Source organism: Gordonia sp. GN26 (genome assembly GCF_054823965.1).
Genome location: NZ_JSYC01000023.1, coordinates 1 through 15,643, shown reverse-complemented (window position 1 = coordinate 15,643; position 15,643 = coordinate 1). Strand labels below are relative to the sequence as shown.

General features: G+C 68.8%; 15 protein-coding genes. All 15 read left to right on the top strand.

The features are described from left to right. Positions 1–143 precede the first annotated feature (143 nt). Entirely contained in the window at positions 144–1,010 is an 867-nt protein-coding gene (locus OK17_RS07945; protein WP_461417126.1) for a PP2C family protein-serine/threonine phosphatase, read from the top strand. A gap of 13 nt (positions 1,011–1,023) precedes the next feature. Next, positions 1,024–1,794, top strand: a complete 771-nt coding sequence (locus OK17_RS07940) for a hypothetical protein (RefSeq protein ID WP_461417125.1) — start codon at positions 1,024–1,026, stop codon at positions 1,792–1,794. 159 nt (positions 1,795–1,953) lie between these two features. Beyond that, complete coding sequence (locus tag OK17_RS07935; RefSeq protein WP_204718184.1) at positions 1,954–2,433, top strand: helix-turn-helix transcriptional regulator; 480 nt, start codon at positions 1,954–1,956, stop codon at positions 2,431–2,433. Positions 2,434–2,478: 45 nt separating this feature from the next. After that, positions 2,479–3,333, top strand: a complete 855-nt coding sequence (locus OK17_RS07930; protein WP_006866372.1) for an acyl-CoA thioesterase — start codon at positions 2,479–2,481, stop codon at positions 3,331–3,333. Further along, entirely contained in the window at positions 3,330–3,950 is a 621-nt protein-coding gene (gene pdxT / locus OK17_RS07925) for a pyridoxal 5'-phosphate synthase glutaminase subunit PdxT (RefSeq protein ID WP_006866371.1), read from the top strand. The genes OK17_RS07930 and pdxT overlap by 4 nt, the downstream gene beginning before the upstream one ends. A gap of 144 nt (positions 3,951–4,094) precedes the next feature. Then, positions 4,095–4,850 (top strand): YebC/PmpR family DNA-binding transcriptional regulator, encoded by a 756-nt coding sequence (locus tag OK17_RS07920; protein WP_040535889.1) that lies wholly within the window; start codon positions 4,095–4,097, stop codon positions 4,848–4,850. Between the two features lie 108 nt (positions 4,851–4,958). Further along, positions 4,959–5,528: a crossover junction endodeoxyribonuclease RuvC gene (gene ruvC, locus OK17_RS07915; protein ID WP_006866369.1), complete on the top strand. Its 570-nt coding sequence runs from the start codon at positions 4,959–4,961 to the stop codon at positions 5,526–5,528. Next, positions 5,525–6,118 (top strand): Holliday junction branch migration protein RuvA, encoded by a 594-nt coding sequence (ruvA, locus tag OK17_RS07910; protein ID WP_006866368.1) that lies wholly within the window; start codon positions 5,525–5,527, stop codon positions 6,116–6,118. The genes ruvC and ruvA overlap by 4 nt, the downstream gene beginning before the upstream one ends. Then, positions 6,118–7,206, top strand: coding sequence for a Holliday junction branch migration DNA helicase RuvB (gene ruvB, locus OK17_RS07905; RefSeq protein ID WP_461417124.1), 1,089 nt, complete (start codon positions 6,118–6,120; stop codon positions 7,204–7,206). Before ruvA ends, ruvB begins: the two co-directional genes overlap by 1 nt. Before the next feature lie 177 nt (positions 7,207–7,383). Beyond that, positions 7,384–7,770, top strand: a complete 387-nt coding sequence (gene yajC / locus OK17_RS07900) for a preprotein translocase subunit YajC (RefSeq protein WP_006866366.1) — start codon at positions 7,384–7,386, stop codon at positions 7,768–7,770. A gap of 191 nt (positions 7,771–7,961) precedes the next feature. Beyond that, the gene (secD, locus tag OK17_RS07895; protein ID WP_461417123.1) at positions 7,962–9,650 is read left to right on the top strand and encodes a protein translocase subunit SecD; all 1,689 of its coding nucleotides are present in this window, start codon (positions 7,962–7,964) and stop codon (positions 9,648–9,650) included. Further along, positions 9,647–10,852 carry a protein translocase subunit SecF gene (gene secF, locus OK17_RS07890; protein ID WP_232719381.1) on the top strand — a complete coding sequence of 402 codons (1,206 nt, stop codon included), beginning with the start codon at positions 9,647–9,649 and terminating at the stop codon, positions 10,850–10,852. The genes secD and secF overlap by 4 nt, the downstream gene beginning before the upstream one ends. A 10-nt stretch (positions 10,853–10,862) precedes the next feature. Next, positions 10,863–12,578, top strand: a complete 1,716-nt coding sequence (locus OK17_RS07885; RefSeq protein ID WP_232719380.1) for an ABC transporter substrate-binding protein — start codon at positions 10,863–10,865, stop codon at positions 12,576–12,578. 29 nt (positions 12,579–12,607) lie between these two features. After that, the gene (locus OK17_RS07880; RefSeq protein WP_232719379.1) at positions 12,608–13,183 is read left to right on the top strand and encodes an adenine phosphoribosyltransferase; all 576 of its coding nucleotides are present in this window, start codon (positions 12,608–12,610) and stop codon (positions 13,181–13,183) included. Between the two features lie 52 nt (positions 13,184–13,235). Next, the gene (locus tag OK17_RS07875; RefSeq protein WP_232719378.1) at positions 13,236–15,590 is read left to right on the top strand and encodes a RelA/SpoT family protein; all 2,355 of its coding nucleotides are present in this window, start codon (positions 13,236–13,238) and stop codon (positions 15,588–15,590) included. Positions 15,591–15,643 lie beyond the last annotated feature (53 nt).

Sequence of the window (15,643 nt, the reverse complement as noted above, 5' to 3'; positions counted from 1 at the left end):
CGACGACATCCCGCAGCCGCACCGCCTGGCTGAGCGCGGCTGGTGACCCACGCCGCCGGAACGCCCCCCGTTCAACACGCCGAGACCGAACAGTCGACATGCGTAGCGAGCCGGGGGTGTTCCGGCGGTAGGATCTGCTGATCATGGATGCGGCGACCATCGTTCGGGATGCCTCGGTCTCGGGCACACACATCGTGGGTGAATTGCGGCTCGAGTGGTCGGCGGCGTGCAACGTCGGCCGGGTCCGCGAGACCAACGAGGATGCCGCACTTGCGCTGCCCGGCATGTACCTCATCGCCGACGGCATGGGCGGGCACGACAGCGGCGAACTCGCCAGCGAGGCCGCACTGCTCACCCTCTCCGAGGCGACGAGCGCCGGCGAACTGAACGCCACCAAGGTGCAGCTCGACGACCTGCTGGTCGCGGCGCAGCGCCGCATCGGCCAGATCGATACCGAGACCGACCGCCGGGCGGGAACCACCGCCACCGGGGCCGTCCTGGTCACCCACGAGCAGTGCCCGCACTGGCTGGTCCTCAACATCGGCGACTCGCGCACCTACCGGTACCAGAACGGTTCGCTGCAGCAGCTGACCACCGATCACTCGCAGGTCCAGGAATTCATCGACGCGGGCTTCCTGACGCCCGAACAGGCGCGAACCGACCCGCGGCGCAACGTCATCACCCGTGCCCTCGGTGCCGGGATGGTCGATCCCGTCCCGGACTTCTTCAACACCCCGGCCTTCCCGGGCGATGTCCTGCTCCTCTGTACCGACGGGCTCACCGGTGAGTTGCCCGACGAGGAGATCGGCGACATCCTCGCCAACGCGTCGAGCTCCGAAGAGGCGGCCGAACGTCTCGTCGACGCGGCGCTCGCACTCGGCGCCCACGACAACGTCACCGTCATCGTGGTGACCGTGCACGAGTCGGTTCCGACCCTGACGATGCCTGCTCTCGACGGCGCCGCCGAGGGGGAGTCCACCGACGAGGCGACGGTCTCCGACCCCAACTGATCGAGGTGATCTGATGAACACAGGTCACGATCCCTCGGTCCACGACCCCGCCGGCGCCGCCGACACCGGACTCGACGACGCAGCAACGTATGTCGAATACTGCGGCGAACGCACCGCTCTCGACGCCGGCCGGCGCTTCTTCATCGGTCGCGAGGCCGATCTGTCGATCGACGACAACCCTTATCTCCACCGCCGATTCCTGGTGGTGCACAACGAGAACGGCCTGTGGTGGCTGACCAACCTCGGCACCCACCTGTCCGCGAGCGTGTCGGCCGGCGACGTCGGCTTCTCGGCCACCCTCGGCCCGGGCGCACGCATGCCGCTGGTGTTCGGCGAGACCACCATCGTGTTCACCGCCGGTCCCACCACCTACGAGCTGAGCGTGTTCGCCCGTGCGCCGCAGGTGAAGTCGGTGACCCGACCCGAGTTCAGCGGCGGTCACACGACCCAGGGCGTGCCGACCCTCACCGAGAGCCAGAAGCTCCTGATCGTCGTGCTCGCGGAGGAGATCCTCCGCCGTGAGGGGACCGGCGCCTCGTCGATCCCGTCGTCGGCTCAGGCCGCCCGACGCCTCGGCTGGCCGCTGACCAAGTTCAACCGCAAGCTCGACAACGTCTGCGACAAGCTCGATCAGCTCGGCGTCAGCGGGATGCGGGGCGGTGGCGGCAAACTCGCCAGCAACCGCCGTACCAAGCTCGTCGAGTACGCGGTGTCCTCGCGCATCGTGACCCGTGAGGATCTCCCGCTCATCGACGCGGAGGCCGCGCGGAACGCCGCCGGCTGAACCGATCCTCTGACCTGCGGTTACGGCATGGGTAGTTCTCCCCATGCGGTGGGGAGTTCTCCCCATCGACCGGGGCGCGGAACGCCCATAATCTTCATCTCATCGCCGGAAGAGACCCGGCACCGACCACCCGGTTCGATGAGTGAAGAGGAAGCACACATGACTGCGATCGCCCACCAGGCCCCCCAGCACCTGCGCCAGATCAACGCTCGACGCGATGCCGAGGCGCAGGCCCGCCGTCAGGAGGCGCTGGCCCGTCTCGCAGCCCGCCGGATGCCGCTCCCCGGACAGGTCTCCCGCCAGAACCAGCCCGGTCTCGGCCACCGCGCCGGGCACCCGCACCTGCACCGCGCCAATTCGCCCATGCCGGCGCCCGAGACCGCGGTGACCGCCGAGGTGTCCACGGGTCGCGCGAAGCCGAATCTCACCTCCCGCGAGGTCGAGGTGCTGCGTACCTGGATGCTCGTCGACTCCAAGCCCGCCGTCGCCCAGGAGCTCTACATCTCCCTCGGTACGGTCAACACGCACCTGACCCGCATCCGCGCCAAGTACGCCGAGATCGGTCGCCCGGCTCCCACCAAGGCCTCGCTGGTGGCCCGCGCCATCCAGGACGGGATCATGACGCTCGACGAGCTGTAGAGGCTGACGTCCGGAACGGTTGCCACGTGCGGGATACTGGACCGCGTGGCAGCCATCGAGGACATACTCCAGGTCGAGCAGATCGAGACCGACATCTACCGGGGTGGTGCTTTCCCCAGCCACCTCCAGCGCACCTTCGGCGGACAGGTCGCCGGCCAGGCGCTGATGTCGGCGACGCGGACGGTCGACGCGGACCATTACGTCCACTCGCTGCACGGATACTTCCTGCGACCCGGCGATCCCGACATCCCGGCGGTGTTCCTCGTCGACCGGATCCGCGACGGGCGGTCGTTCGTCACCCGGCGGGTCACCGGCATCCAGCACGGCGAGGCGATCTTCACGATGTCGGCGTCGTTCCACGTCCGGACCGACCAGGGCTATGAGCACCAGGACCGCATGCCGCCGGTGCCCGAACCCGAGGAACTCACCGATCGCCTCGACGAGCTCGGCGAGGAAGAGCGCGCGGTGTTCAAGGAATGGCGTAACTTCGACCTCCGCATCGTGCCGCCGGAGAAGATGGTCACCTCCCCGTATCTCGCTGCGCAGCAACGGGTCTGGTTCCGGTACCGGCACCCGTTGCCCGACGACACGGTGTTCCACGTGGGGACACTCGCCTACATGAGCGACATGACGCTGCTCGGGTCGTCGCGCGTGCCGCACCCCGAGTCCAATCCCCAGGTCGCCTCCCTCGACCATGCGATGTGGTTCATGCGCCCGTTCCGCGCCGACGACTGGCTGCTCTACGACCAGACGTCGCCGTCCGCGGACGGGGGTCGTGCCCTGACTCAAGGCCGCATCTTCGACCGGCAGGGACGCATGGTCGCGGCGGTCACGCAGGAGGGACTCGCCCGCACCGGACGCCAGATGCCCGAGGACCAGCACGCCCGGACCGATCGGTGAGCGCCGGATCGCGACCGCGGATCGGGGTTCTCGCACTTCAGGGTGACGTGCGCGAACACATCCACGCCCTCGAGGCCAGTGGGGCCGACGCGCTGCCCATCCGCAGGCAGTCCGAGCTCGACGAGATCGACGGCATCGTCATCCCCGGCGGGGAGTCGACGACGATGAGCAAGCTGCTCGGCATCTTCGACCTGTTCGACCCGCTCGTCGAGCGGCTCTCCGACGGGCTGCCCGCCTACGGGTCCTGCGCGGGCATGATCATGCTCGCCTCCACGATCCTCGACACCCGCCCCGACGCCCGCCACCTCGACGCACTCGACATCACGGTGCGGCGCAACGCCTTCGGCCGTCAGGTGGAGAGTTTCGAGACCGATCTCGACTTCGCCGGCATCACCGATCGGGCCGGTTCACAGCCGATGCGGGCGGTCTTCATCCGGGCACCCTGGGTGGAATCGATCTCACCGGATGTCGAGGTTCTCGCCCGGGTCCCGGAGGGGCCGGCCGAGGGGCGGATCGTCGCGGTCCGCCAGGGAAATGTGCTCGCGACGTCGTTCCATCCGGAGGTCACCGGCGACCGACGCGTACATGAATACTTCGTGGAGATGGTGCGTCGGTAAGATCGTGCCGAACCAGCGACAGTGCAAGCGCCTGCGGCAGCAGTCGGCAGGCTTGAGGATCGCCGGATGCGGGGCCACGGGCCCGGCATGCGTGCCGCGGGCATCCACCCGCCGCGCACCGGCACCGGGAAAGGATGCGACCACATGAGCGGCCATTCCAAATGGGCCACCACCAAGCACAAGAAGGCGGTCATCGACGCCAAGCGCGGCAAGATGTTCGCCAAGCTGATCAAGAACATCGAGGTGGCCGCACGAACCGGCGGTGGTGACCCGGCCGGCAACCCGACCCTCTTCGACGCCATCCAGAAGGCGAAGAAGTCGTCGGTGCCCAACGACAACATCGAACGCGCCCGCAAGCGCGGCGGTGGTGAAGAGGCGGGCGGCGCCGACTGGCAGACCATCATGTACGAGGGCTACGGCCCCAACGGCGTGGCGATCCTGATCGAGTGCCTCACCGACAACCGCAACCGTGCGGCCGGCGAGGTCCGCACCGCGATGACCCGTAACGGCGGCAACATGGCCGATCCGGGCTCGGTCTCGTACCTGTTCACCCGCAAGGGCGTCGTCACCCTCGAGAAGAACGGCCAGTCCGAGGACGACATCTTGATGGCCGTGCTCGACGCCGGTGCCGAAGAGGTCACCGACCTCGGCGACACCTTCGAGATCATCAGCGAGCCGACGGACCTGGTCGCGGTGCGCACCGCCCTGCAGGAGGCCGGTATCGACTACGACTCCGCCGAGGCCAGCTTCCGCGCATCGGTGGAGGTCGCCGTCGACGCCGAGGGTGCGCGCAAGGTGTTCAAGCTGATCGACGCACTCGAGGACTCCGACGACGTGCAGAACGTCTACAGCAACGTCGACATCAGCGACGAGGTCCTCGCCGAGCTCGAGAACGACTGATCGTCACCGCCCTCGCGAGGGCGTGTTGATCATCGGAGTTGTCCGCCCACCCGGATAGGATCTCGAACAACTGTTCGTAACATTGTTCGGATGCCTGGGAGGGTACGAGTGCGCGTCATGGGCGTCGATCCGGGTCTCACCCGGTGCGGTATCGCGCTGGTGGAGTCGGGTCGCGGCAGGTCGGTGACCGCACTCGACGTGGACGTCGTGCGCACGCCGAGCGACATGGACCTGGCCGAGCGTCTGCTGGCCGTCTACACCTCGGCGTGTCACTGGCTCGACGTCCACCAGCCCGATGCGGTCGCGATCGAGCGGGTCTTCGCGCAGAATCAGGTGTCGACCGCGATGGGCACCGCGCAGGCCGGTGGCGTGATCGCGCTCGCCGCCAGCCAGCGCGACGTCCCGGTGCGTTTTCACACGCCCTCGGAGGTCAAAGCCGCCGTCACCGGCAGCGGCCGGGCCGACAAGGCGCAGGTCACCGCGATGGTCACCCGCATCCTCGGCATGCAGACCAAGCCCAAGCCCGCCGACGCCGCCGACGCGCTGGCGATCGCCATCTGTCACTGCTGGCGCGGGCCCATGATGGAGCGCATGGCGGCCGCGCAGAAACAGGCCGACGCGGCCGCCGCGAAGCATCGAAAGCGGCTGGCCCAGGCACGAGAGGGGAGTCGCGCATGATCGCGTCAGTCCGCGGTCCGGTTCTCGAGATCGCCCTCGATCACGCCGTGATCGACTGTGCGGGAGTCGGTTACCGGGTTCTGGCGACCCCGGTCACGCTGTCCCGGCTGCGTCGCGGCGACGAGGCGACGCTGTTGACGTCGATGATCGTCCGCGAGGACTCGATGACGCTGTACGGGTTCACCGAACCCGATGCCCGCGCGCTGTTCGCGCTGCTGCAGACGGTCACCGGGGTCGGCCCGCGGCTGGCGATGGCGACCCTCGCCGTCCTCGAACCCGACGCGCTGCGTCGTGCACTGGCCGACTCCGACACCAAGGCACTGACGTCGGTGCCCGGCATCGGCAAACGAGTCGCCGAACGGCTCTGCGTCGAACTCCGCGACAAGGTGGACCGTCCCACGGCCGACACGGCCACCGGCAGCGTCCCCGCCGGCGGAATCCGCGAGCAGGTCGCCGAGGCGCTCGTCGGACTCGGGTTCACCGCCGCCCCCGCCGAGAAGGCGGTCACCGCCGTTCTTGCCGAGAATCCCGACGCCGACGCCTCGACCGTGCTCCGCCGGTCGCTGGCGATGCTGGGCAAGGCCTCGTGATGACCGGCGATCCCGACGACCTCGAGGATCGCGAGGTCAACGCCACACCGGTCCGGTCCGACGGCGACCTCGACGCCGGCCTGCGCCCACGCTCGCTGGCCGACTTCATCGGCCAGCCGCGTGTCTGCGAGCAGCTCGAACTCGTCCTCCATGGGGCCAAGGGTCGCGGCGGGACCCCCGATCACATCCTGCTGTCCGGCCCGCCGGGACTCGGCAAGACCTCGCTGGCCATGATCATCGCCTCGGAGATGGGTGCGGCGATCCGAGTGACCTCGGGTCCGGCGCTCGAACGCGCCGGTGACCTCGCCGCCATGCTGTCGAACCTCGTCGAGGGCGACGTCCTGTTCATCGACGAGATCCACCGCATCGCCCGGCCCGCCGAGGAGATGCTGTACCTCGCGATGGAGGACTTCCGTGTCGACGTCGTCGTCGGCAAAGGCCCGGGTGCCACGTCCATTCCGCTCGACGTCGCCCCGTTCACCCTGGTCGGCGCCACCACCCGTTCGGGTTCGCTGACCGGCCCGCTGCGCGACCGCTTCGGGTTCACCGCGCACATGGAGTTCTACGACCCGGCCGAGCTCGTCCGGGTGCTCAACCGTTCCGCGGGCATCCTCGGCATGGAACTACGGCTCGACGCCTCCGAGGAGATCGCTCGGCGGTCGCGTGGCACGCCCCGGATCGCCAACCGTCTGCTCCGCCGGGTCCGCGACTACGCCGAGGTCCGCGGTGACGGCTCGATCACCGTCGACGTCGCACGTGCCGCTCTCAAGGTCTACGACGTGGACGAACTCGGCTTCGACCGGCTCGACCGCGCCGTCCTCGACGCCCTGATCCGGGCGTTCGGCGGGGGACCGGTCGGGGTGTCGACGCTCGCGGTGGCGGTGGGCGAGGAGCCCGCGACCGTCGAAGAGGTCTGCGAGCCGTTCCTGGTCCGGGCTGGGATGATCGCCCGCACTCCACGGGGACGCGTCGCCACCGCAGCGGCGTGGCATCACCTGGGCCTGACCCCGCCCGCCGGCGCGATGAACGCCTCCTTCGGTGCCCGCCCACGCGACATCGGGGGCGAGTCCCTGTTCGACGAGCTCTGACCCGACCCGTAGCGAGAACCCCCGTGTGACGCGGGGCACCACCTGCGGGGATGCTCACAAAGATAGACGTGGCACACTGTGTGGAGCACAGCGTGGCCGCACGATGCCTCTCGCCGATCGGCGCGGGGTGGTGGTGCACGCGGTACAACCCGAAACACAAAGGACTGACTCTCACCCATGGACGCTCTGCTCTTCCCCCTCTTGCTGGCTCTCCTCGCCGGCTTCATGTTCTTGTCGATGCGGAAGCAGAAGAAGCGCGCGGCCGAGATGCAGGACATGCAGGCCTCGGTGTCGACGGGTACCCGCATCCAGCTGACCTCGGGTCTGTTCGGCACCGTCATCGACGCGGCGTCGTCCGACTACGTCGACGTGGAGATCGCCACCGGTGTGGTCACCCGCTGGAACCGTCTCGCGATCATGCGCGTCATCCCCACCGATGAGGCCGCCGCGACCTACCCGGGCCACACCGCGCCGGAGGCCGACTACACCGACTACGCCGACGACTCGGACTCGGTAAGCCTCGACAAGCCGTCGTCCGACGACGCGCGCGACACCGACAAGTAATCCCGGAGCAGCGCCGCGCCGTCGACCGGCGTGGCGCCTCCCGCCCACCTCCCGCGCATCCTGTCTTGCCGAGGTCTGCGTGCCCCCGCTGTGCTGAGCAGTGCGGTGCGCGCAGACCTTTCGGAGTCGGTGGGTCATGCGGTCCGAGCGCCCTCGGCCGGTTGACGTTCCCAAAGGAGACCTGAACAGCTGTGACAAGTCCTCGTTCGACCGCGAAGGCGGCCAAGTCCGCCGGCAAGCGGTCGCGACCGAGTCGAGAGATCCCGCCGTGGCGTCCGCTCGTGGCCTTCCTCGCTCTGCTCGCCGTCGTGTACGGGTTGATCTACTTCACCGGTCCCAAGACGCTCGAGCCCAAACTGGGCATCGACCTGCAGGGCGGAACCCGGGTGACGCTGACCGCGCGCACCGAGGACGGCAAGGAACCGAGCCGCCAGCAGCTCGATCAGGCCAAGCAGATCATCGAGCAGCGTGTGAACGGTCTCGGTGTCTCCGGATCCGAGGTCGTCGTCACCGGCAACAACCTCGTGATCACGGTGCCCGGTGAGGACGGCGCACAGGCCAAGTCGCTGAGCCAGACCGCGCGTCTGTACGTGCGGCCGGTCGTCGGCGCGACGGCGGCGACCCCGCAGCCGCCGAAGCCGGAGGACCAGGACGAGGACCAGGCCGACGGGATGCCCACCGAGGTGGCCGCGGCGGCGATCGCCGAGCAGCGCAAGATCCGTCAGGCGCCGGGCGACGCCAAGCAGGAGCAGTTGGTCCCGCTGCAGGAGCAGATGGCGAAGATGGACTGTTCGCCGACCGCCAACGACCCACTGCGCGGCAACGACCTGCCCGACCAGTACCTGGTGGCGTGTTCCACCGACGGCAAGGAGGTCTACCTCCTCGGTCCGCAGATCATCGACGGCCGCGACATCAAGGACGCGTCCGCCGGCACCGATCCGCAGACCGGCGAATGGGTCGTCACCCTCGAGTTCAAGGGCAAGGCCGCGGACTTCTGGCCCAAGTACACCGCCCAGGAAGCGCCCAACCGCACGCAGACCGCGTTCACCCTCGACTCGGCCGTCGTCTCCGCGCCGGCCATCAACGAGCCGATCCCGGGCGGTCAGACCCGCATCAGCGGCAGCAGCGCCGACCCGTTCACCGAGAAGTCGTCCAACGAGCTGGCGAACGTGCTGAAGTACGGCTCGTTGCCGCTGTCGTTCAACGCCTCCGACGCCGAAACCGTCTCGGCCACACTGGGTCTCTCGTCGCTCAAGGCGGGTCTCCTCGCCGGCGCGATCGGCCTCGTCGCGGTCCTGATCTACGCGCTTGCGTACTACCGGATGCTCGGCATCCTGACGACGCTGTCGCTGGTCCTCGCCGGCGCGATGGTCTACGGCATCATCGTCCTGCTCGGACGCTGGATCGGGTTCACCCTCGACCTCGCGGGCATCGCCGGTCTGATCATCGGTATCGGTATGACCGCGGACTCGTTCGTCGTCTACTTCGAACGCATCAAGGACGAGATGCGTGAGGGTCGAAGTTTCCGCTCGGCCGTGCCACGCGGTTGGGCGAGTGCCCGTCGCACGATCTGGTCCGGTAACGCGGTGAGCTTCATCGCCGCCGCGGTGATCTACATCCTCGCCATCGGTGAGGTGCGCGGCTTCGCGTTCACCCTCGGACTCACCACCATCCTCGACGTCATGGTCGTGTTCCTGGTGACCCACCCGCTGGTCGTCTACGCGAGCCGGTCGTCGTTCCTGTCCAAGCCGAGCGTCAACGGCCTCGGCGCGGTCAGCGAGGTGGCCCGCGAGCGCAAGGTCGCGGCCCGCCGCCAGGCCGAGGCCGCCGAAGCGGCCCGTGCCGACGCGTCCACCAGCGAGAAGGGGACTGTGCGATGACCCGTCCGGACAACCCGAACAAGGACTCGCGGGAGCCCGGCGACACCGCGGTCGTCGAGCCGCCGTCACCGTCGACCGGTACCGACGCGGACTTCGTCTCCGACACCAAGCGCGGCTTCTTCGCCCGCCTCTACACCGGTACCGGTGCCTTCGAGATCGTCGGCAAGCGGAAGTTCTGGTACATCGTCACCGCCGCGATCATGCTGATCTGCCTGGCGTCGATCGCGATCCGGGGCTTCACCTTCGGCATCGATTTCGAGGGCGGCACCCAGATGTCGGTGCCGGTCGCCTCGTCGGAGATCACCGCCGACTCCGTCGAGAAGGTCGTCACCGAGGCACTCGGTGAGGAGCCCGAATCGGTCCAGACCGCCGGTGCCGGCAACAGCGCCACCGTGCAGGTGCGCACCGAGACCCTCGACCTGGCCCAGGCCGAGGCCGTGACCCGCGCTCTCACTGCGGAATTCGGTCCGGCACTGACCGCCTCGGAGGTCAGCATCTCCGACGTGAGCTCCACCTGGGGCCGTGAGATCACCGAGAAGATGGTCATCGCGCTCGCGGTGTTCCTCGTCATCGTGTTCGTCTACATCGCGGTCCGGTTCGACCGGGAGATGTCGATCGCGGCGATGGCATCCCTCGTCTTCGACATCGTGGCCACCGCGGGCGTCTACTCGCTGGTCGGCTGGGAGGTCACCCCGGCCACGGTGATCGGTCTGCTGACCATCCTCGGCTTCTCGCTCTACGACACGGTCGTGGTGTTCGACAAGGTGCAGGAGAACACCCGCTCGGTACTGCAGACAACTCGTCGGACCTATGGCGAGCAGGCGAACCTGGCGGTCAACCAGACGCTGATGCGATCGATCAACACGACCATCATCTCGGTCCTGCCGATCATCGCGCTGATGGTCGTGGCCGTCTGGCTGCTCGGCGTCGGCACGCTGAAGGACCTGGGTCTGATCCAGCTCGTCGGCGTCGTCGTCGGCACGTACTCCTCCATCTTCTTGGCCTCGCCGCTGCTGGTGACGCTGAAGGAACGCCGCGAGGACGTCTCCCGGCACACCGCCAAGGTGCTGAACCGTCGCGCCGGGATCGAGTCGGGCGTGGCTCCGAGCGCCGACGTCCGGCCGGTGCGCCGTCGTCGTGGCGCGGCCGACACGGACGACGCCGAACGGGTACCGACCGGCAAACGCCGTCGCAACCGTTAGTCTCACCCACGTGATCGTCAGGCACCGGGAGTTCATCAGGGTCCTGAGCCTGCTCGTCGGGATCGTCACGGGCGCCGGCGTCCTGACGGCCTGCGGCGACGACGGGCCCCCGACCATCGACTACGTGGTCGACGCCCACGTGACCAGCTACAACGCGAACACCGTCGACGGCAACGCTGACGGTGTGCTCATGGCCACCAGCCGTCTGTTGCCGGGTTTCAGCCTGCTCGGACCCCAGGGGCAGGTCATCCCGGACCGCGACGTCGGCACCGTGACCCGGATCCCGGGACGCGCACCGGCGCTGCGGTACGAGTTCACGCCCGAGGCGGCCTTCACCGACGAGGTCGCACTCGACTGCGACGACCTGATGCTGGCGTGGGCGGCGATGAGCGGACGTTTCCCGGGGTTCACGCCGGCGACGACCGCCGGGTACCGCGACATCGAGAAGGTGGAGTGCTCGCCCGGCGAGAAGTCGGCGACGGTCACGTTCGCGCCGGGTCGTGAGTACCGCAACTGGCTGTCGTTGTTCGGCGCGGGCACCTTGCTGCCGGCGCACATCGTGGCCCGCGAAGCCGGGCTCGCCAACGTCGTCGACCCCATCCGCGCGAAGGACCGCGGCGCGCTGGCCCGCATCGCGACGGCCTGGAACACCGGTTTCGACCTCACCTTCGGACCGGTAGACCATGCCCGGTTCCCGTCCTCCGGGCCGTACCGCATCGACCGCTACTCGCGGTCGGGCGGACTGGTCCTGGTCGCCAACGAATCGTGGTGGGGGGACAGGCCGGAGACCTCACGCATCGTGATCTGGGGTCGCGGAACCGATTCGACGCGCCGCCTGCCCGACGGCAAGTTCGACATCGTCGACGTCACCGCGGGCGTCGTAGAGGGCGACCTCGCCGGGACGTCGGGGCCCGACGGGCCGGCGTCACCCGCCCGGGCGATCGGTGTGGAACAGATCGTGCTCGCCGGCAAGGGCGTCTTCGGGGACGTGCGGATGCGCCAGGCGTTCGCCTCGTGCGTGCCGCGCGCCGACCTCGCCCGCGATTTCTCCGGTGGCGCCGCCGTCTGGAATCTGCGCGTCCTCGCACCCGCCGACAACCTCGCCGGTCCGATGAACCCCGAGTTCGGCCGCGCCTACCAGACTCCCGACCTCGAGCGGGCCCGGAACCTGCTGCGCGCCGCGACCGGTCAGGGTGCAGGGGACGGGAGCACGACCACCGCGAGTCTGCAGCCGCGGCGCGTCCGCATCGGTTACGTGGCGCCGACCCTGCGCTGGCAGCAGATGGTCGCGGCCATCGCGGCGTCGTGCCGGGATGCCGGCTTCGTCGTCGAGGATGTCGCCACACCCGACGTCCAGCCCGGCTCGCTGGGCAAGGACGTCGACGCGGTCATCATGGCCAGCGGCGACTCCTTCGCCGCGGCCGGCGCCGCCGACCCGAGCCGGGACGCCTACTCGTTGCGCGGCGGCGACCCGCTGAACCTCTCCGGGACGCGGGACCCACAGGTGAGTCGCGGGATCGATCAGTTCGCGGTCACCGTGTCCGAATCCGACCGGCTGCGGCTGGCCCGGTCGATCGAGAACGCGAGCTGGTCGTCGATGCCGTCGATACCCCTGTTCGCCTCGCCGCGCATCCGGCAGTGGAAGGATCAGGTGGGTGGTGTCGCCGCGGGACTCAGTCGCGCCGGCACCGGATGGAACATGGATCGATGGACGATCAGCAAGTGACAGTGCAGACAAATGGCAGGGGAGTTCTGATGGCCGGCGTGGTACCGGAACGGACCGCGGAAGCGGTCACACGTGCCCAGGCGGCGATCGCCCGGCACACCCGACTCGTCGACGACTTCCCGAGCCCCGGGATCGCCTTCAAGGACCTGACCCCGGTGCTCGCCGATGCCGTGGGGCTGTCGGCGATCGTCACCGCGCTGACGCACGGCTGTACCGAGATCGACCTCGTCGCCGGCATCGACGCCCGCGGCTTCCTCCTCGGCGGTGCGGTCGCCCGTGAGCTCGAGGTCGGGGTCCTCGCGGTGCGCAAGGGCGGCAAGCTGCCGCCGCCGGTGCACGCGGTCACCTACAGCCTCGAGTACGGCTCGGCGACGCTGGAGATCCCCGCGGACGGCCTCGACCTGACCGGGCAGCGTGTACTGCTCGTCGACGACGTCCTGGCCACCGGCGGTACCGCGGTCGCCGCGGCGGATCTGCTCAACCGGACCGGAGCGCGCGTGGTCGGGGTCGCGGTCATCATGGAGCTCGTCGGCCTCGGCGGCCGGGACACGATCGCCCGTGGACTCGGTCCGGACGTCCCCGTCCACTCGGTGGCGCTCGACTGACCGTCGGGGATCTAGACTCGAAAAGACCACGACACGCGGAGGAGGACCGGCAATGCCCGATGAATCCGGCACGGCTCAGCACTCCGTGACCCCTGCCGACGCGACCGGCGACGCCGTCGTCCAGGGTGCACCCGCCGCGACGTCGACCTCCCCGTCCGCCTCACGGCGCGTGCGCGCCCGCCTCGCCCGGCGGATGACCGCCACGCGCAGCCAGGTCCGCCCCGTCCTCGAGCCGCTGGTCACCCTGCACCGCGAGATCTACCCGAAGGCCGACGTCGCGCTCCTGCAGCGGGCCTACGACGTCGCCGAGGAGCGCCACAGCGGGCAGAAGCGCAAGTCCGGTGACCCCTACATCACCCATCCGCTGGCAGTCGCGACGATCCTCGCCGACCTCGGCATGGACACCACGACCCTGATCGCCGCGCTGCTGCACGACACGGTCGAGGACACCGGCTACTCACTGCAAGCGCTCGAACGCGACTTCGGTCAGGAGGTGGCACACCTCGTCGACGGCGTCACCAAACTCGACAAGGTCGCGCTGGGCAGCGCCGCCGAGGCCGAGACGATCCGCAAGATGATCATCGCGATGGCCCGCGACCCGCGGGTGCTCGTGATCAAGGTCGCCGACCGGTTGCACAACATGCGGACGATGCGTTTCCTCCCGCCGGAGAAGCAGGCGCGCAAGGCCCGCGAGACGCTGGAAGTCATTGCGCCGCTTGCTCATCGACTCGGTATGGCGACGGTCAAGTGGGAACTCGAGGACCTCTCCTTCGCGATCCTGCACCCCAAGCGGTACGAGGAGATCGTGCGCCTGGTCGCCGACCGCGCCCCGTCGCGCGACACCTACCTCGCCCGGGTCCGGGCCGACATCAACAACGCGCTGTCCGCGGCGCGGATCTCGGCAACCGTCGAGGGTCGGCCCAAGCACTACTGGTCGATCTATCAGAAGATGATCGTCAAGGGACGCGACTTCGACGACATCCACGACCTCGTCGGCATGCGCATCCTCTGCGAGGAGGACCGCGACTGCTACGCGGCCGTCGGCGTCGTCCACTCGCTGTGGCAGCCGATGGCCGGACGCTTCAAGGACTACATCGCGCAGCCGCGGTTCGGTGTCTACCAGTCGTTGCACACCACCGTGATCGGGCCCGAGGGCAAGCCGCTCGAGGTTCAGATCCGCACGCACGAGATGCACCGCACCGCCGAGTTCGGCATCGCCGCTCACTGGCGGTACAAGGAGAGCGGCTACCGCAAGTCGGGCAAGAAGTCCGACACCGCCGAGATCGACGACATGGCGTGGATGCGGCAGCTGCTCGACTGGCAGCGTGAGGCCGCCGACCCCGGCGAGTTCCTGGAGTCGCTGCGCTACGACCTCGCCGTCCGCGAGATCTTCGTCTTCACTCCGAAGGGCGACGTGGTCACGCTGCCCGCCGGATCGACGCCGGTCGACTTCGCCTACGCCGTCCACACCGAGGTCGGTCACCGTTGCATCGGCGCCCGCGTCAACGGCCGGCTGGTCGCGCTCGAACGCAAGCTCGAGAACGGTGAGGTGGTGGAGGTGTTCACCTCCAAGGCGCCGACCGCCGGGCCGTCGAAGGACTGGCAGACGTTCGTGGTGTCGCCGCGGGCCAAGGCCAAGATCCGGCAATGGTTCGCCAAGGAGCGCCGCGAGGAGGCCCTCGAGGCCGGCAAGGACGCGATCGCCAAGGAGGTCCGTCGCGGCGGACTCCCGTTGCAGCGCTTGCTGTCCGCGGAGTCGATGGCGGCGATCGCCAAGGAGTTGCGGTACAACGACGTCACCGCGCTGTACACCGCGGTGGGCGAGAACCACGTCTCCGCACGGCACGTCGTCAACCGCCTCGTCGCATCCCTCGGCGGCATCGAGGACGCGGAGGAGGCGCTCGCCGAGCGGTCCACCCCGTCGACGATGCCCACCCGCTCACGTCAGGGCGGCGATGCCGGCGTGGTCGTCGACGGCGTCGACAACGTGGTGATCAAACTCGCCAAATGCTGTACGCCCGTACCGGGTGACGACATCATGGGCTTCGTCACCCGCGGCGGCGGCATCAGCGTGCACCGCACCGACTGCACCAACGCGACCTCGCTGCAGCAGCAGTCCGAACGCATCCTCGACGTGTCGTGGGCGCCGTCCCCGGAATCGGTGTTCCTGGTGGCGATCCAGGTCGAGGCACTCGACCGCCATCGCCTGCTGTCCGACGTCACCAAGGTGCTCGCCGACGAACGCGTGAACATCCTGTCGGCGTCGGTCACCACCAGCCGCGACCGGGTGGCCATCTCCAAGTTCACCTTCGAGATGGGCGACCCCAAACACCTCGGCCACGTACTGAACGTGGTCCGCAACGTGGAGGGCGTCTACGACGTCTACCGCGTCACCTCGGCTGCGTGATCCACCACGCTGGTTGAGTAGGTGAGGAGCTTGCGACGAGCCGTATCGAAACC